General features: G+C 68.4%; 16 protein-coding genes. 8 read left to right on the top strand and 8 right to left on the bottom strand.

Annotated features, from left to right (window positions below; translation table 11 throughout):
• The first annotated feature begins 47 nt into the window (after positions 1 to 47).
• Together hpnI and WJ12_RS31960 are read left to right on the top strand one after the other, a co-directional pair.
• A complete protein-coding gene (gene hpnI, locus WJ12_RS31965; protein WP_082744650.1) occupies positions 48 to 1,217 on the top strand; it encodes a bacteriohopanetetrol glucosamine biosynthesis glycosyltransferase HpnI in 1,170 nt (389 codons plus the stop codon).
• Entirely contained in the window at positions 1,214 to 2,302 is a 1,089-nt protein-coding gene (locus WJ12_RS31960; RefSeq protein WP_059556937.1) for a lysylphosphatidylglycerol synthase domain-containing protein, read from the top strand. Before hpnI ends, WJ12_RS31960 begins: the two co-directional genes overlap by 4 nt.
• A 28-nt stretch (positions 2,303 to 2,330) precedes the next feature.
• On the opposite strand, the gene denD is transcribed toward WJ12_RS31960, so the two are convergent.
• The 8 genes from denD to WJ12_RS31920 all read right to left on the bottom strand — a co-directional run bounded on the left by denD (position 2,331) and on the right by WJ12_RS31920 (position 10,494).
• Positions 2,331 to 3,302, bottom strand: a complete 972-nt coding sequence (denD, locus tag WJ12_RS31955) for a D-erythronate dehydrogenase (protein WP_059556936.1) — start codon at positions 3,300 to 3,302, stop codon at positions 2,331 to 2,333.
• A 28-nt stretch (positions 3,303 to 3,330) separates the two neighbouring features.
• Entirely contained in the window at positions 3,331 to 4,107 is a 777-nt protein-coding gene (gene otnI, locus WJ12_RS31950) for a 2-oxo-tetronate isomerase (protein ID WP_049029884.1), read from the bottom strand.
• Positions 4,108 to 4,174: 67 nt separating this feature from the next.
• Positions 4,175 to 5,500: an MFS transporter gene (locus tag WJ12_RS31945; protein ID WP_059556935.1), complete on the bottom strand. Its 1,326-nt coding sequence runs from the start codon at positions 5,498 to 5,500 to the stop codon at positions 4,175 to 4,177.
• A gap of 126 nt (positions 5,501 to 5,626) precedes the next feature.
• A complete protein-coding gene (gene otnC / locus WJ12_RS31940) occupies positions 5,627 to 6,265 on the bottom strand; it encodes a 3-oxo-tetronate 4-phosphate decarboxylase (protein WP_034186024.1) in 639 nt (212 codons plus the stop codon).
• Entirely contained in the window at positions 6,262 to 7,551 is a 1,290-nt protein-coding gene (gene otnK, locus WJ12_RS31935) for a 3-oxo-tetronate kinase (RefSeq protein WP_059556934.1), read from the bottom strand. Before otnK ends, otnC begins: the two co-directional genes overlap by 4 nt.
• A gap of 19 nt (positions 7,552 to 7,570) precedes the next feature.
• Positions 7,571 to 8,461, bottom strand: a complete 891-nt coding sequence (ltnD, locus tag WJ12_RS31930) for an L-threonate dehydrogenase (protein ID WP_049029526.1) — start codon at positions 8,459 to 8,461, stop codon at positions 7,571 to 7,573.
• A 70-nt stretch (positions 8,462 to 8,531) separates the two neighbouring features.
• Positions 8,532 to 9,236, bottom strand: coding sequence for a FadR/GntR family transcriptional regulator (locus tag WJ12_RS31925; RefSeq protein WP_034186027.1), 705 nt, complete (start codon positions 9,234 to 9,236; stop codon positions 8,532 to 8,534).
• A 190-nt stretch (positions 9,237 to 9,426) separates the two neighbouring features.
• Positions 9,427 to 10,494 carry a GlxA family transcriptional regulator gene (locus WJ12_RS31920; RefSeq protein ID WP_059556973.1) on the bottom strand — a complete coding sequence of 356 codons (1,068 nt, stop codon included), beginning with the start codon at positions 10,492 to 10,494 and terminating at the stop codon, positions 9,427 to 9,429.
• Between the two features lie 287 nt (positions 10,495 to 10,781).
• Here WJ12_RS31920 and WJ12_RS31915 point away from each other — a divergent pair, with 287 nt between their 5' ends.
• The 6 genes from WJ12_RS31915 to WJ12_RS31890 are packed head-to-tail and all read left to right on the top strand — an operon-like array spanning position 10,782 to position 17,823.
• Positions 10,782 to 12,167, top strand: coding sequence for an L-serine ammonia-lyase (locus tag WJ12_RS31915; protein ID WP_034186028.1), 1,386 nt, complete (start codon positions 10,782 to 10,784; stop codon positions 12,165 to 12,167).
• Between the two features lie 14 nt (positions 12,168 to 12,181).
• Positions 12,182 to 13,426 (top strand): sarcosine oxidase subunit beta family protein, encoded by a 1,245-nt coding sequence (locus WJ12_RS31910; RefSeq protein ID WP_006480591.1) that lies wholly within the window; start codon positions 12,182 to 12,184, stop codon positions 13,424 to 13,426.
• 15 nt (positions 13,427 to 13,441) lie between these two features.
• Positions 13,442 to 13,756, top strand: a complete 315-nt coding sequence (locus WJ12_RS31905; protein WP_034186029.1) for a sarcosine oxidase subunit delta — start codon at positions 13,442 to 13,444, stop codon at positions 13,754 to 13,756.
• Positions 13,753 to 16,764, top strand: a complete 3,012-nt coding sequence (locus tag WJ12_RS31900) for a sarcosine oxidase subunit alpha family protein (protein WP_059556933.1) — start codon at positions 13,753 to 13,755, stop codon at positions 16,762 to 16,764. The genes WJ12_RS31905 and WJ12_RS31900 overlap by 4 nt, the downstream gene beginning before the upstream one ends.
• Positions 16,754 to 17,386 (top strand): sarcosine oxidase subunit gamma, encoded by a 633-nt coding sequence (locus WJ12_RS31895; RefSeq protein ID WP_049036441.1) that lies wholly within the window; start codon positions 16,754 to 16,756, stop codon positions 17,384 to 17,386. Before WJ12_RS31900 ends, WJ12_RS31895 begins: the two co-directional genes overlap by 11 nt.
• Positions 17,383 to 17,823, top strand: a complete 441-nt coding sequence (locus WJ12_RS31890; protein WP_034186032.1) for a dihydroneopterin aldolase — start codon at positions 17,383 to 17,385, stop codon at positions 17,821 to 17,823. Before WJ12_RS31895 ends, WJ12_RS31890 begins: the two co-directional genes overlap by 4 nt.
• The last annotated feature ends 151 nt before the right edge of the window (positions 17,824 to 17,974 follow it).

Raw genomic sequence — 17,974 nt, 5'->3', positions numbered from 1 at the left:
GCCGTTCCCGGGCGTCGCGGTCGTACGGGTCACCACTGGGGAGAAGCATGATTCTGCTGCATGTGCTGCACGCGCTGGCCGGGGCAATGTCGATCGTCTGCGGGCTGGGCGTGGTGCTGGGCATTGCGTATACGATCACGGCCAGCGTGCTGGTCGGCCGGTTCTTTTCCCGGGCGGCGGCGGAGCCGCGCGCGTATCCGGGCGTCACCGTCGCGAAGCCGCTGCACGGCGACGAATGGAATCTCGTCCAGCATCTCGAAAGCGGCTTCGTGCAGAATTATCCGGGGCCCATCCAGCACCTGTTCGGCGTGCACGATGCCGGCGACGCGGCACTCGCGGCCGTCGAGACGCTGCGCGCACGCTACCCGGACGCGAACATCAAGGTCGTCGCCGATGCGCGGCTGTACGGGCCGAACCGCAAGATCGCCAATCTCGTGAACATGCTCGAACATGCGGAGCATGCGGTGCTCTGTCTCGCCGATAGCGACGTGGTGGTCGAGCGCGATTATCTGCGCGCCGTCGTCGGCGCGCTACAGCAGCCGGATGTCGGCATCGTGACGAGCGTGTATCGCGGCGTCGCGTCGCCAGGCTTCTGGCCCGGCGTCGCCGTCGCGATGACGAACTACCATTTCCTGCCGGGCGTGATCACCGGGCTCGTCATCGGGCGCGCGCGGCCGTGCTTCGGGCAGACGATTGCGATCACGCGCGAGACGCTCGAACGCATCGGCGGGCTGGCGCGTTTCGCGCATCACCTGGCGGAAGATCACGCACTCGGCGAGGCGGTGCGGCAGGCGGGCGCGCAGGTCGTCATTCCGCCGTTCGTCGTCGGGCACGCGTGTGTCGAGGAGACGTTCGCGCGGTTGTACGCACACGAGTTGCGCTGGAGCTGCACGATTCGCGCGGCCGACCGGCCCGGTCATGCAGGGTCGGTGCTGATGCACCCGCTGCCGCTCGCGCTGCTGGCGCTGCTGTTCTCGGGCGGCGCGGCCGCCGCATGCGCGCTGACGATCGCGGCACTCGCCGCGCGGGTGCTGCTGATGGTGAAGACGAGCCGCGCGACCGGCGCGGGCCTGCGCGGCGCGTTCCAGCTGCCGTTCGTCGATCTGCTCCAGTTCGTCGTGTTCGTATCGAGCTTCTTTTCGTCGCATGTCGTGTGGCGTGGCACGCGCTTTCGCGTCGACCGGGAAGGCCTGCTGTCGCCGGCCGCTGAATCGTGACCACCGGCACCAACACCGACGCCGCCCGTGCGGAACCGGGCGCCGCGCGCGGCGACGCCCGGCTGCGGCAGGCGGGGCGCGCGGCCGCGCTCGGCGGGCTGGCGCTCGCGGTGTGGCTGATCTGGCGCGAACATCCGCTCGATATCCTGCATCGCCTGCGGATCGCCGGCGCGGGGCTGCTGGTCGCCGCGCTCGCGCACATCCTGCCGATGCTCGCGAATGCGTGGGACTGGCGGATGCTGATCCGCGGCCCACGTCGGCCGTCGTTCATGACGATGCTGAAGCTCGTGTGGATCCGCGAATCGGTCAACGGGTTGCTGCCGGTCGCGCGCATCGGCGGCGAGATCGTGTCGTTCGGCCTGCTGCGGCAGGCGGGCGTGCGTCCGGCGACCGTCGTGGCGAGCCTCGTCGCCGACATGCAGCTGACGCTGATCAGTCAACTGGTCTTCGCGCTGATCGCGATCGGCTACGTGCTCGAACGCGTGTCGTCCGATGCCGCGCGGGTGGCCGCGCACCTTGCGATCGGGATGGCCGCGCTGGTGCCGGTGCTGCTGCTGTTCGCGCTGGTGCAGCATGCGCGGCCGTTCGAGCGCGCGATGCGCGTGCTCAACCGTGTCACGAGCGGCAAGGTGGTGGCGCTGGTCGGCGAATCGGCGCGGACCGATCAGTCGATCCGGTTGATCTGGAGAAAGACGGGCGTCGTCGTGCGCTACCTGGCGATCTGGCAGACGCTGCAGTTCGCGGGTTACGCGCTGGAAATCTGGCTGGCGCTGTATTTCCTCGGCGCCGATCCGACGTTTGCGCAGGCGCTCGCGATCGAGGCGCTGATCCAGCTGGTGAGCAGCATCGCGTTCCTGATGCCGGGCGGCCTGGGGGTGCAGGAGGGCGGGTTCGTGCTGATCGGCGGGCTGCTCGGGTTCGACCCGCCGACCTGCCTGGCGCTGGCCGGCGCCCGCCGCGTGCGCGACTTGCTGTTCTATCTGCCGGGCCTGCTGGCGTGGCAATGGGCGGCCGGTTCGTCGAACCGGCCGGGCGGCACGACACCCGCGTCGTTGCCCGCCGGAGAATCCGCCCGGCCGCGCTGACCCGGCCGCATGAGGCGCGACGCGCGAGTCAGCGCTGCGCGTCGGCGATATGACCGCGGATCACGTCGGCGAACGACGTATCGCCCTTCAACCCGAGCGCTTCCGCGCGCGACGTGTCCCAGCGGCCCGGCCAACTGCCGACGATCTTCTCGATGCGTTCGTCGGGCGCATGACGGATCAGTTTCACGACCTCGTTGCCCGCGACCTCGCGCAGCGCTTCGATCATTTCGTCGACCGAGACCGACAGGCCCGGCAGGTTGATCACGCGCTTGTTGCCGAGCGTCGCGCCGTCGAGCTCGCAACCGGCGACGAGCGCGTCGATCGCGCCGCGCGGCGACAGCAGCCACAGCCGCGTCGAGCCGGGCACCGGGCAGACGCTTTCCTCGCCGTTCAGCGGTTCGCGGATGATGCCGCTCGCGAACGACGACGCGGCGGCGTTCGGCCGGCCCGGCCGCACGCTGATGGTCGGCAGCCGCAGCACGCGGCCGTCGACGAAGCCGCGCCGCGCGTAGTCGCACAGCAGCAGCTCGGCGATCGCCTTCTCGGCGCCGTACGACGATTGCGGGTTCAGCGCGGTATCGTCCTGCACGACGTCGGGCAGCGTGCCGCCATACACCGCGACGGAGCTCGTGAACACGACGCGCGGCCGGTGGCCGCGTGCGCGGCACACTTCGAGCAGCGCGCGCGACGCGTCGAGGTTGATCCGCATGCCGAGATCGAAATCGGCTTCGGCCTGCCCGCTGACGATCGCCGCGAGGTGGAAGATCGCGCCCGTCCGCGTGTCGATCGCGCTTTCGAGCACGGCGCGATCCGCGATGTCGCCGACGATCGACGTCACGCGCGCGTCGCCGAAATCGCTGCCCTTGACGACGTCGAGCAGCACCAGCTCGTCGATCTTGCCGGTCCGGCCGTCCGGGCCGGTCAGCTCGCCGCGCTCGAGCAGCTTGCGCGCGAGACGCTGGCCGAGAAAGCCGGCACCGCCGGTGATCAGTACTTTCATGTTCGTTGCCCTCTGAGGAATGCGTGAATTACAGGTACGGCCTGAGCCAGCCGAGGCCTTCCGACGTGCCGGCCTTCGGGCGGTATTCGCAGCCGATCCAGCCGTCGTAGCCGAGCGCGTCGATCAGCGCGAACAGGTACGGGTAGTTGAGTTCGCCGACATCCGGCTCGTGGCGCTCGGGCACGCCGGCGATCTGGATGTGACCGATGCCCGCGAAATCGCGCTTGAGCTTCATCGCGAGATCGCCTTCGACGATCTGGCAGTGGTAGCAGTCGAACTGCACCTTCAGGTTCGGCGCGCCGATTTCCGCGCGGATCGCCTGCGCGTCGTCCTGGCGGCTCAGGAAATAGCCGGGCATGTCGCGCGGGTTGATCGGCTCGATCAGGACCGTGATGCCGTGCGCGGCGGCGGCTTGCGCCGCATGGCGCAGGTTCGCGAGGTAGGTGTCGCGATGGCGCGCGCGGTCGGCGCCCGGCGCGACCATGCCGGCCATCACGTGCAGCTTCTTGTTGCCGAGCACGCGCGCATAGTCGAGCGCCTGGTCGATGCCGCGCCGGAACTCGTCCTCGCGGCCCGGCAGCGACGCGATGCCGCGTTCGCCCGCGGCCCAGTCGCCCGGCGGCGCGTTGAACAGCGCCTGTTCGAGATGGTGCGCGTCGAGACGCGCGCGGATGTCCTCGGCCGCGAAGTCGTACGGGAACAGGTACTCGACGGCTTTGAAGCCGTCGTACGCGGCAGCGGCGAAGCGTTCGAGGAACGCATGCTCGGTGTACATCATCGAGAGGTTGGCGGCGAAGCGTGGCATGGCAGCGGGTCCTGTGAATGATTGGGGCGGGGCGCCATGCGCCCCGCGTCGAATGAAGGCAGCCGGATCAGCGGTTCACGAGTTTCGCGGGCGTGAGCCACACGGCGAGCGCGCCGATCACGAGCATCGCGGCCAGCACGTACATGCCGGACGACGTGCTGTGCGTGACGTCCTTCAGGTAGCCGATCACGTACGGGCTCGCGAACCCGGCGAGGTTGCCGACCGAGTTGATGATCGCGATCCCGGCCGCGGCCGCGGAGCCCGCGAGGAACGCGGTCGGCAGCGACCAGAACAGCGGCGCGCAGGTCAGCACGCCGCCTGCCGCGAGCGACAGGAACACGATCGACACCGCCGTATTGTGCGAGTACGACGCGGCGACCGCAAACCCGACCGCGCCCATCAGCGCCGGCACGATCAGGTGCCAGCGGCGTTCGCGGCGCTTGTCCGCGCTGTGGCCGAACAGGTTCATCACGACGATCGCGACGACGAACGGAATCGCGGACAGCAGGCCGATCTGCAGCGTGTCGGTGATGCCGGTCGATTTCACGAGCGTCGGCATCCAGAACGTGAGGCCGTACTGGCCCGTGACGAACGCGAAATAGATCAGCGACATCCACCACATGCGCGGGTCCGAGAACACGGCCTTCAGCGAATGGCCGTGCTGCTGCCGTTCCTGCGGCTGCGCGGCGATTTCGTCCTCGAGGAGCTGCTTCTCGCGCTCGTCGAGCCACTTCGCGCCGCGGATGCTGTTGTCGAGATACAGGATCGTCGCGATGCCGACGAGCACGGCCGGCACGGCTTCGATCATGAACATCCATTGCCAGCCGTGGAAGCCCGAGCCGCCGTGGAAGCGCTCCATGATCCAGCCCGACAGCGGGTTGCCGAAGATGCCCGACACGGGAATCGCGGACATGAACACCGCGATGATCTTCGCGCGCCGGTGCGACGGGAACCAGTACGTGAGGTACAGGATCACGCCCGGATAGAAGCCGGCTTCCGCGAGGCCGAGCAGGAAGCGCAGCACGTAGAACTGCGTCGGCGTCTTCACGAACGCGAACAGCGCGGACAGCAGGCCCCACGTGATCATGATCCGCGCGATCCAGATGCGCGCGCCGATGCGGTGCATCAGCAGGTTGCTCGGCAGCTCGAACAGGAAGTAGCCGAGGAAGAAGATGCCCGCGCCGAGCCCGAACACGGTTTCGCTGAACGCGAGATCCTGCGACATCTGCAGCTTGGCGAAGCCGACGTTCACGCGGTCGAGATACGCGACCACGTAGCAGAGCATCAGGAACGGCACGATGCGCCAGAACACTTTCTTGTAGGTGCGGTCGAGTTCGGCCGCCTGGGCGGGCGCGGCGGGCGAGCGGCTTGCGGCCGCGTCGAGAGCAGTCATCGTCGTCTCCTTGAATATCGTGTGCCGGCGGCGCGTACGCCGCCGGATCGTGTGTGTGTGCTGACGGAAAGGCCCGCGCACACGGCGGGCATGGGAATCGGTGCGTGACGCGCGCGGTGCGCGGCGTTACCAGCGTGCGCCGAAGCGCTGGCGCAACGCGTCGAGCGCCGCGTCGGACAGCGGCTCGGGCTTCGGGTTCGTCATCAGCCACAGCCGCGCCGTTTCCTCGAGCTCCTCGAGCGCGTACGACGCTTGCGATACCGACGGCCCCCACATCACGGGGCCGAGGCGGTCGAGCAGCACGCCGCGCACTTGGTCGGCCAGCGCCGCGACCTCGGCCGCGACGGCCGGGTCGCCGGGGCGGCGGTAGCGGATCAGCGGAACGTGGCCGACCTTCATCACGTAGTACGGCGTGATCGGCGGCAGCACGTCGGTGTCGCGCCACACGCCCGCGAGCGTCAGGGCGACGAGGTGCGTCGAATGCGTGTGGACGACGCCGTTCGCTGCCGCGTTGCGCGCGTAGATGCCGCGATGCAGCGCGAGCGTCTTCGACGGCGTGCCGCCCGAGACGGGCTGGCCGTCCGGGCCGACCTTCGCGATGTCGTTCGGGTCGAGCCGGCCGAGGCAGGCGTCGGTCGGCGTGATCAGCCAGCCGTCGGGCAGGCGCGCGCTGATGTTGCCGGCGCTGCCGACCGCATGGCCGCGCGCATACAGGCTCGCACCGACCACGCAGATCTCTTCGCGCAGTTTCGCTTCGTCGCTCATCGTGCGGCTCCATCCAGCGCGCGCAGCGCCTTGTCGAAAAAGTCCGTCGTGCCGAAGTTGCCGGATTTCAGCGCGAGGCCGAGCGGCTCGGCGTCGATGGTGGCGGTGGCCGGCACGCCCGGATCGATCTGCGCGCCGATCTGCAGCGATTTCACGTCGAGCGCCTGCACGACCGCGCCGGACGTTTCGCCGCCGGCGACGACGAACTTGCGCACGCCGAGCGCGCGCAGGCCGCGTGCGATCGCCGCGAGCGTGCTTTCGACGAGATGGCCGGCGGCCTCGACGCCGAGTGCCTGCTGCACGGCCTTCACTTCGTCGGGCGTCGCCGTTGCATAGATCAGCACGGGTTGCGGCAGGTGCGAGCGTGCAAACGCGAGCGCCTGGTCGACGACGGGCTCGCCGCTCGCCGCCGCGAGCGGATCGATGCGGAAGCTCGGCCGCGTCGCGCGCCACGCGGCGACCTGCGCGTGGGTGGCTTTCGACGCGCTGCCGGCGAGCACGGCCGACAGCCCGTCGAGACGCGGCAGCGACGCCGCGTTGTCGCGCTCGGGCAATTGCTCCGCGCGGCGGAAATTCGCCGGCAGGCCGAGCGCGATGCCCGAGCCGCCGGTAACGAGCGGCAGGCCCGCGCACGCTTCGCCGAGCACGTAGAGGTCGCGGTCCGACAGCGCGTCGGCGATCGCGAAGCGCGCGCCTTCCGCGCGCAATTGCTCGATCCGCGTGCGCACGGCGGCCGCGCCGAGCGCGATCGTGTCGTAGCGGATCAGGCCGACCGCCGACTTCGTCTGCCGCTGCAGCACGCGCACGAGGTTCGCGTCCTTCATCGGCGTGAGCGGGTGGTTCTCCATCCCCGATTCGTTCAGCAGCACGTCGCCGACGAACAGGTGACCGCGGTAGATCGTGCGGCCGTTCTCCGGGAACGCCGGGCACGCGATCGTGAAGCCGCCGCCGGCCGCGTCGAGCAGCGCGTCGGCCACCGGCCCGATGTTGCCCGTGTCGGTCGAGTCGAACGTCGAGCAGTACTTGAAGAAAAACTGGCGGCAGCCCTGCGCGCGCAGCCACGCGTACGCGTCGAGCGATTGCGCGACGGCGTCGGCCGCGGGGATCGTGCGCGACTTCAGCGCGACGACGATCGCGTCGGCGTCGAGCGTGGCACCGCCGGCGGGCACGCCGATCGTCTGCACGGTGCGCATGCCGCTCTTGACGAGCATGTTCGCGAGATCGGTCGCGCCGGTGAAATCGTCGGCGATGCAGCCGAGCAGGGGACGGGAAGCGGAAGCGGTCATGGCAGGAACGTCGTTCGAATCAGCGGGCGGGCGGCAGCGTGATGCCGGGGAAGGTCTTGATCACGGCGGAATCGTCCTCGCCGCCGTGGCCGGCGCTCGACGCGCTCATGAACATCTGGTGCGCGGTGGCCGACAGCGGCAGCGGGAACTTGCTGCGGCGCGCCGTATCGAGCACGAGGCCGAGATCCTTCACGAAGATGTCGACGGCCGACAGCGGCGTGTAGTCGCCGTTCAGGATGTGCGGCACGCGGTTCTCGAACATCCATGAATTGCCGGCGCTGTGCGTGATCACGTCGTACAGCGCGTCGGCGTCCACGCCTTCGCGCAGGCCGAGCGCCATCGCCTCGGCCGCCGCCGCGATGTGCACGCCGGCCAGCAGCTGGTTGATGATCTTCACTTTCGAGCCGATGCCGTGCGCGTCGCCGAGGCGGTAGACCTTGCCGGCGATCGCGGCCAGCACGTCTTCGCAGGCCGCGTACGCGGCGGCCGGGCCCGACGTCATCATCGTCATTTCGCCGGAGGCCGCGCGTGCGGCGCCGCCCGACACGGGCGCGTCGAGCATCTGCAGGCCGGCGGCCTCGATGCGTGCGCCGAGCGCGACGGCGAACTCGGGCGCGACGGTCGCGCTCGCGATCACGACGCCGCCCGGCTTCATCGCCGCGACCGCGCCGTGTTCGCCGAACAGCACCGTTTCCGTTTGCGCGGCATTGACGACGAGCGTGACGACGACGTCGCACTGCGCGCCGAGTTCGGCCGGCGTCGCGCAGGCCACGCCGCCTTCGGCGGCGAACGCCTGCAGCACGGTGTCGCGCACGTCGCATGCGTGCACGCGCAGGCCGGCGCGCAGCAGCGAGCGTGCGACGCCGAGGCCCATCGCGCCGAGGCCGATGACTCCAACATTTCGTGACATGGTCAACCTTGATCGATTCGGGAGAGGTTCGTGACGGCGGCGGCGCCCGTGCGGGCAGCGGCCGCCGGCTTCAGCAGATGCCGGCTTCCGCGAGACGGCGGGCGGCGTTGTACATGTGCGTGCGCGCCGCGTTGCGCGCGGCCATCGGGTCGCGTGCGCGGATCGCGTCGGCAATCGCCGCATGCTCGTCGCGCACCTGGCGCGAGAAGTCCTCGCGCGTCGCTTCGTTGCGCCGCGTGACCTTCACGCCGGCTTCGAGGTACTGGTTCAGGAACTGCAGCGTCTTCAGGAAATACGGGTTGCCGGTGACGGCCGCGATCGTGCGGTGGAACGCGACGTCTTCCGCGACGCCGTCGCGACCAACGGCTACCGCATCGTCGATCTTGCGCAGCGCGTCGTCGATGTCGGCCATGTCTTCATCGCTGTGACGCAGCGCCGCTTCGGCCGCGACTTCGGCCTCGATCGCGCGGCGCACCGCGAGCAGGTGCGGCAGCGACGTGGCTTCGACCGCTTCCGCGTAGTCGATCCGCAGCGGCCGGATCGCGCCGTGCTGGTTCACGAACACGCCGCTGCCCTGGCGCGGCTCGACCACGCCTTCGTTCTTCAGCCGCGAAATCGCCTCGCGGATCACCGTGCGGCTCACGCCGAACTCCTGCGCGAGCACGGCTTCCGTCGGCAGCTTGCCGGTGGCCGAGAAACTGCCGACTTCGATCTGCTTGAGCAGTTGCTGCGCGACGTGGTCGCTCATCGCACGGGCGGGAATTTTCTCGAACATGACGCTCTGGTTTGTAAGGTGATGTGGTCATCATACAAATTTGAGTGAGCATCAGCATCCGGGATAACCCTCGATTTTGGACGAGCAACTTCGGCTAAGTTGACTGAAACCGGTTCCAACGCCGTCTAAACCGACCCGAACGCGTGGGGTTGCGTGGTCGATTGGAAAGAGGGGGCGGTGTGCGTCGCCGTCAGTCGGCGACGTCTTCGACCGGATCGGCCGCGGCCAGCTCGCCGGCTTCGACCCCTTCGCCGCCGCGCTCGCGATAGGCTGCCGGCGGCACGCCGAACTGCTTGCGGAATTCGCGCCCGAGGTGCGATGCGTCGGCGAATCCGCAGCTCGACGCGATATCGGCGACCGTGCGGTCCGAACTCGTCAGCAGCCACGCGGCGGTGCGCAGCCGCACCTGCTTCGCGAACGCCTGCGGGCTTTTGCCGGTCTCGGCCTTGAACAGCCGCTCGAGCTGCCGTGTCGACAGGTCGAGCTTGCACGCGAGTTCCTCGAGCGGCAGTGCGCGTCCCACGTGTTGTTCCATCAGGAGAATCGCGCGCTTGACCTTCGGGTGCGTCGCCGGTTCGAGGCCCGGCGGGTGCGGCTGCGGCGCGTTGCCTTTTTGCATCTCGCCGACGAGCAGGATGCGCAGCGCCTTCTGCACGGTGGCGTGATCGAAATGGCGCAGCAGGATCGCCGCCGCGACATCGATCGACGCGCGGCCGCCCGAACAGGTGATCCGGCGCCGGTCGATCACGAACAGGCGGTCCGCGATCAGCAGGTCGGGATCGGCCGCGGGGAACCGCTCGATGAAATCCCAGTAATGGAACCAGCTCACGCAGGTCCGGTAGCCGTCGAGCACGCCGGCGCGCATCAGCGTGAACACACCGGTGCAGATGCCGACGACCGTCGCGCCGACGGCCGCCGCGCGGCGGATGAAGTCGAGCGTTTCAGGGCCGGCCTGCGGCCCCGAATGCAGCAGCCCGCCGACCACCACCACGTAATCGAACGGCTCGGCCGCGTCGAACGTCTCCCACGGCGTGATCTGGATCCCGCAGCTCGCGCGCACCGGCGCGAGCGTCTCGCCGATCACGCTCCACGCGCAGCGCACGGGCTTGCTGTAGTCGCCGTCGTCGGCCGACAGACGCAGCATGTCGACGAAGCCCGAGAAGGCCGTCAGCGTGAAGTTCGGCAGCAGCACGATGCCGAAGCGGATGCGCCGCGGCGCGGGTTCTGCGAGGGGGGAAGCGGGTACGTCGGGGGTCATCGCGGCCAATCTCGTCACGCCGGGCGGGCGGTCTCACTCGTTTCACACTGTTTGCGGGTTGCGGCTGCCGGAGGCGACGCGGATGCAGCCAGCGTCGCCGATCGGCCGCGGCCGGACTTGTGGTTTTTCGTCGCCAACCATCGCCAAAACGCACTTTCGGGGTAGCCGGCGCGGCGCTTGGCGGCGGTATCCCACGCCGATGCCGTTTTTGTTCTATCGGCCGATTTTACGCTTTGATGTACTGAGGCCCAACGACATTTCACGACCGCCCATCCAGAGGAAGCCAGATGAACGTCAGCGCGTTCGACCTGTTCAAGATCGGCATCGGCCCGTCCAGTTCGCATACGGTCGGCCCGATGATCGCCGCGTGCCGCTTCGCGTCGCACGTCGAGGACGCGAACCTGCTCGGCTTCGTGCGCCGCGTGCGGGTCGAGCTGTACGGCTCGCTCGGCGCGACCGGCAAGGGCCACGGCACCGACAAGGCCGTGCTGCTCGGCCTCGAGGGCCACCTGCCCGACACGATCGATCCCGACCTGATCGAGCCGCGCCTCGCCGTGATCCGCGCGGAGAAGACGCTGTCGCTGCTCGGCAGGCAGACGGTGCGCTTCGACGAAAAGGAGCACATCGGCTTCTATCGCAAGCTGATGAGCGGCACGAGCATCGTGCACCCGAACGGGATGCGCTTCCAGGCGTTCGACGAGCACGGCCAGCTGCTCGTCGAGAAAGAGTATTACTCGGTCGGCGGCGGCTTCGTCGTGAACCGCGACGGCGATCGCGTGAACGGCGTGCGCGCGGCGGTCGAGGTGCCGTACCCGTTCCGCACCGGCGACGACCTGATGCGCCAGTGCCGCGAGCACGGCCTGTCGATCGCCGAGCTGATGATGCGCAACGAATGCGCGCTGCGCCCCGCCGACGAAGTGCGCGCGGGGCTGCTCGCGATCTGGCGCACGATGGCCGCCTGCGTCGAGCGCGGCTGCAAGGTCGAGGGCGACCTGCCGGGCCCGATGCGCGTGAAGCGCCGCGCGGCCGAGCTGAACGGCCGCCTGCGGGCGCGTTCGGAAGAGTCGCTGCGCGACCCGCTGTCGATGCTCGACTGGGTCAACCTGTATGCGATGGCCGTGAACGAAGAGAACGCGGCCGGCGGCCGCGTGGTCACCGCGCCGACCAACGGCGCGGCCGGCGTGATCCCCGCGGTACTGCACTACTACGTGAAATTCGTGCCGGGCTCGAACGAAGCCGGCATCGTCGAATTCCTGCTGACGGCCGCGGCGATCGGGATCATCTACAAGGAAACCGCGTCGATCTCCGGCGCGGAAGTCGGGTGCCAGGGCGAAGTGGGCGTCGCCTGCTCGATGGCGGCCGCCGCGCTCGCCGCCGTGATGGGCGGTACGCCCGACCAGGTCGAGAACGCGGCCGAGATCGGCATGGAGCACAACCTCGGCATGACCTGCGATCCGGTGGGCGGGCTCGTGCAGATCCCGTGCATCGAGCGCAACGCGATGGGCGCGATCAAGGCGCTGAACGCATCGCGCATGGCGCTCAAGGGCAACGGCCAGCACTACGTGTCGCTCGACTCCGTGATCAAGACGATGCGCGAGACCGGCGCCGACATGAAGACGAAATACAAGGAAACGTCGCGCGGCGGTCTCGCCGTGAACGTCATCGAATGCTAACGAAGGACCACAACATGAGCCGCTACTCGATATTCAGCCTGTTCCGCAACGGTCTCTCGTATCACGAGAACTGGGAAAAGCAATGGAAGAGCCCGGAACCGAAGAAGGAATACGACGTCGTGATCGTCGGCGGCGGCGGCCACGGCCTCGCGACCGCGTACTACCTCGCGAAGGAACACGGCATCACGAACGTCGCGATCCTCGAGAAGGGCTGGATCGGCGGCGGCAACACCGCGCGCAACACGACGATCGTGCGTTCGAACTATCTGTGGGACGAGTCGGCCGCGCTGTACGAGAAGGCGATGAAGCTGTGGGAAGGGCTGTCGCAGGACCTGAACTACAACGTGATGTTCAGCCAGCGCGGCGTGATGAACCTGGCCCACACGCTGCAGGACGTGCGCGACACCGAGCGCCGCGTGAATGCGAACCGGCTGAACGGCGTCGACGCCGAATTCCTGACGCCCGCGCAGATCAAGGAAATCGAGCCGACGATCAACCTGAACAGCCGCTACCCGGTGCTCGGCGCATCGATCCAGCGCCGTGCGGGCGTCGCGCGCCACGATGCGGTGGCGTGGGGCTTCGCACGCGGCGCCGACCGCGCCGGCGTCGACATCATCCAGAACTGCCAGGTGACGGGCATTCGCCGCGAGGGCGGCGCGGTGGTCGGCGTCGATACGGTGAAGGGCTTCATCAAGGCGAAGAAGGTCGCGGTGGTCGCGGCCGGCAACACGACGACGCTCGCCGACATGGCCGGCGTGCGCTTGCCGATCGAAAGCCACCCGCTGCAGGCGCTGGTGTCCGAGCCGATCAAGCCGGTCGTCAACTCGGTGATCATGTCGAACGCGGTGCACGCGTACATCAGCCAGTCCGACAAGGGCGACCTCGTGATCGGCGCGGGTATCGACCAGTACACGGGCTTCGGCCAGCGCGGCAGCTTCCACATCATCGAAAGCACGCTGCAGGCGATCGTCGAGATGTTCCCGGTGTTCTCGCGCGTGCGGATGAACCGCCAGTGGGGCGGCATCGTCGACGTGTCGCCGGACGCGTGTCCGATCATCACCAAGACCGACGTGAAGGGCCTCTATTTCAACTGCGGCTGGGGCACCGGCGGCTTCAAGGCGACGCCCGGCTCGGGCTGGGTGTTCGCGCACACGATCGCGCGCGACGAACCGCATCCGCTGAACGCGCCGTTCGCGCTCGACCGCTTCTACACGGGCCACCTGATCGACGAGCACGGCGCTGCCGCCGTCGCGCACTGAACGAGGAGAAACAACATGTTGCTGATCGAATGTCCGTGGTGCGGGCCGCGCGCCGAATCCGAATTCTCGTGCGGCGGTGAAGCCGACATCGTGCGCCCCGTCAACAACGAGAACATGACCGACCGCGAATGGGGCGAGTACGTGTTCATGCGCGAGAACAAGCGCGGGCTGCACAAGGAGCAATGGCTGCACACGCAGGGTTGCCGCCGCTGGTTCAAGGTCACGCGCGACACGGTGACCTACGATATCAAGGGCTACGAAAAATTCGGTGGGGCTGCCATCAGCGGCGCCGCTGCCGGCAACGCACACGAAGAGGGCACGAGCAAATGAGCCAGAAAGACCGCCTCGGCACCGGTGGCCGCATCAATCGCGCGATTCCGTTGACGTTCACGTTCAACGGCCGCACGTACCAGGGCTTCCAGGGCGACACGCTCGCGTCCGCGCTGCTCGCGAACGGCGTGCACTTCGTCGCGCGCAGTTTCAAGTACCACCGTCCGCGCGGCATCGTAACGGCGGACGTGGCCGAACCGAACGCCGTCGTGCAACTGGAGTCCGGCCCGTATACCGTGCCGAACGCGCGCGCGACCGAGATCGAGCTGTATCAGGGCCTCGTCGCGACGAGCGTGAACGCCGAGCCGACGCTCGAGAACGACAAGTATGCGATCAACCAGAAGTTCTCGCGCTTCATGCCGGCCGGCTTCTACTACAAGACGTTCATGTGGCCGCGCAACATGTGGCCGAAATACGAAGAGAAGATCCGTGAAGCGGCCGGCCTCGGCAAGGCGCCCGACGTGCTCGACGCCGATCGCTACGACAAGTGCTACGCGCACTGCGACGTGCTCGTGGTCGGCGGTGGCCCGTCGGGCCTCGCCGCCGCGCATGCGGCCGCGACGGCCGGCGCGCGCGTGATTCTCGTCGACGACCAGCGCGAATTGGGCGGCAGCCTGCTGTCGTGCCGCGCGGAGATCGACGCGAAGCCCGCGCTGCAGTGGGTCGAGAAGATCGAGGCCGAGCTGCGCAAGCTGCCCGACGTGACGATCCTGTCGCGCAGCACCGCGTTCGGCTACCAGGACCACAACCTCGTGACGGTCACGCAGCGCCTGACCGATCACCTGCCGGTGTCGATGCGCAAGGGCACGCGCGAGCTGCTGTGGAAGGTCCGCGCGAAGCGCGTGATCCTCGCGACCGGCGCGCACGAGCGTCCGATCGTGTTCGGCAACAACGACCTGCCGGGCGTGATGCTGGCGGGCGCGGTGTCCGCCTACGTGCATCGTTTCGGCGTGCTGCCGGGCCGCAACGCGATCGTGTTCACGAACAACGACCGCGCATACCAGACCGCGCTCGACCTGAAGGCGTGCGGCGCGAAGGTGACGGTCGTCGATTCGCGCGCGTCGTCGAACGGCGCGCTGCCGGCCGCCGCGAAGCGGCAGGGCGTGACGGTGATGAGCGGGGCGGTCGTCACGGCCGCGTCGGGCAAGTGGCGCGTATCGTCGGTCGACGTCGCGTCCCTCACGAACGGCCAGGTGGGCGGCAAGCTGCAGACGATCCCGTGCGACCTCGTCGCGATGTCGGGCGGCTTCAGCCCGGTGCTGCACCTGTTCGCGCAGTCGGGCGGCAAGGCTTGCTGGAACGACGAGAAGGCCTGCTTCCTGCCGGGCAAGCCCGTGCAGGCGGAAGCGAGCGTCGGCGCGGCGGCCGGCGAATTCGGGCTGGCGCGCGCATTGCGGCTCGCGGTCGATGCGGGCGTGGAAGCGGCGAAGGCCGCGGGCTTCACGGCCGCGCAGCGCCCGGTCGCGCCGCAGGTCGCGGAAACCGTCGAAGGCGCACTGCAGCCGCTGTGGCTCGTCGGCAGCCGCGAGGCAGCCGCACGCGGGCCGAAGCAGTTCGTCGACTTCCAGAACGACGTGGCGGCCGCCGACATCCTGCTCGCCGCGCGCGAAGGCTTCGAGTCGGTCGAGCACGTGAAGCGCTATACGGCGATGGGCTTCGGCACCGACCAGGGCAAGCTCGGCAACATCAACGGGATGGCGATCCTCGCGGGCGCGCTCGGCAAGACGATTCCCGAAACGGGCACGACGACGTTCCGCCCGAACTACACGCCCGTGTCGTTCGGCACGTTCGCGGGGCGCGAAACGGGCGATTTCCTCGACCCGATCCGCAAGACCTGCGTGCACGAATGGCACGTCGAGCACGGCGCGCTGTTCGAGGACGTCGGCAACTGGAAGCGGCCGTGGTATTTCCCGAAGAACGGCGAGGACCTGCATGCGGCCGTGAAGCGCGAATGCCTCGCGGTGCGCAACAGCGTCGGCATCCTCGACGCATCGACGCTCGGCAAGATCGACATCCAGGGCCCCGACGCGGTGAAGCTGCTGAACTGGATGTACACGAACCCGTGGAACAAGCTCGAAGTGGGCAAGTGCCGCTACGGGCTGATGCTCGACGAAAACGGGATGGTGTTCGACGACGGCGTGACCGTGCGCCTCGCCGACCAGCATTTCATGATGACCACCACCACCGGCGGCGCGGCGCGCGTGCTCACGTGGCTCGAGCGCTGGCTGCAGACCGAATGGCCCGACATGAAGGTGCGGCTCGCGTCCGTCACCGACCACTGGGCGACGTTCGCGGTGGTCGGCCCGAAGAGCCGCAAGGTCGTGCAGAAGGTGTGCCAGGACATCGACTTCGGCAACGAGGCATTCCCGTTCATGAGCTACCGGAACGGTACCGTCGCGGGCGCGAAGGCGCGCGTGATGCGGATCAGCTTCTCGGGCGAGCTGGCCTATGAAGTGAACGTGCCGGCGAACGCGGGCCGCGCGGTGTGGGAAGCGCTGATGGCGGCCGGTGCCGAGTTCGACATCACGCCGTACGGCACCGAGACGATGCACGTGCTGCGCGCGGAGAAGGGCTACATCATCGTCGGCCAGGACACCGACGGGTCGATCACGCCGTACGACCTCGGGATGGGCGGGGTCGTCGCGAAGTCGAAGGACTTCCTCGGCAAGCGCTCGCTCGCGCGGTCGGACACCGCGAAGGAAGGCCGCAAGCAGTTCGTGGGCCTGCTGACCGAAGACGAACAGTTCGTGCTGCCGGAAGGCGCGCAGATCATCGCGAAGGACACGCAGGTGTCGGCGGTCGATCCGACGCCGATGATCGGTCACGTGACGTCGAGCTACTACAGCCCGATCCTGAAGCGCTCGATCGCGCTCGCGGTGGTGAAGGGCGGCCTGAACAAGATGGGCGAGAGCGTCGTGATTCCGCTGGCCAACGGCAAGCGCATCACCGCGACGATCTCGAGCCCGGTTTTCTACGATACCGAAGGGGTGCGCCAGCATGTGGAATGAAACGAGAAACCAGACGCAGGTGGCGGGCGCGGGCGGCGTGACGCTTGAATCGCCGTTCGTCGGCGCGGCCGATGTGCTGAAGCCGCATCAGGCGCGCGCATCGAAGAAGTTCACGCTGCGCGAGCGGCCCTTCCTCGACCTCGTCAACGTGCGCGGCGAGTTGAGCGATCCGGCGTTCGTCGCCGCGTTCGAGCGCGTGGTCGGCTGCCGGCCGCCCGCGGAACCGAACACGGTTGCGCGTGGCGCCGAGTACGACGTGCTGTGGCTCGGCCCCGACGAGTGGCTCGTGCGCTCGAACGGGCCCGTGCCGGCCGGCGTGCTCGAGGCGAAGCTCGCGGAAGCCGTGCAGGGTTCGTATGCGGCGGCCGTCGATGTCGGCAGCGGTTATACGGTCGTCGAGATCAGCGGCGAGCGCGTGCGCGACGTGATCGCGCGCGGCTGCCCGCTCGATCTGCATCCGCGCGTGTTCAAGCCGGGCCAGTGCGCGCAGTCGCACTACTTCAAGTCGCCGATCACGCTGATCCCGACCGGCGACGACACGTTCGAGATCGTCCTGCGTCGCAGCTTCGCGGACTATTTCGTGCGCATCATGCTCGACGCCGCGGCGCCGCTCGTGTCATGAAGCCGTTCGACGAACCGTTCGTGGCGATCGACGCGCCGCGCCTGCGCGGGCGCGGCTGGAGCGTGTTCGTCGACGAACTGAAGGTGCCCGCGCGGATCGGCATTCATGCGCACGAGCATGAAGCGCCGCAGCCGATCGTGATCGACGCGCGGCTCGGGTATCGCTGCGAGCCGAGCGAGCAGGGTGAGTGGATCGATTACGACGGTTATTGCGCGCGTGTCGCGTCGTTCCTGTCGCACAAGCCGCATACGCGGCTGCTGGAGACGCTCGTCGCCGATATCGCGGTGCTGTCGTTCCGCGAGTGGCCGGCGCTGGAGTCGCTCACGCTGTCGGTGTACAAGCCGAAGATCCGGCCGGGGACGAAACGCGTCGGCGTGTCGCTCGACTGGACGCGGGGGGATTACTTGCGGTGGACCGGGGCGGCCGGGCAGCTTTGATCAAATGGGGCTGGATCAAGGCACGAGGGAGGTGATCCGGTGACTCCACGGGGCGGCGGCGCGAATGCGCCGCCGCACGCGTTTATCGTTCCTGAAATATGCGAAGAATGTGACGTTGCCGCCCATTGGCGCTTGTGTTCCTGAAATACCG

Source organism: Burkholderia seminalis, from assembly GCF_001718535.1.
GTDB classification, from domain to species: domain Bacteria; phylum Pseudomonadota; class Gammaproteobacteria; order Burkholderiales; family Burkholderiaceae; genus Burkholderia; species Burkholderia seminalis.
Note: the sequence above shows the minus strand (reverse complement) of the source record. Positions and strands in the feature narration are given on the sequence as shown.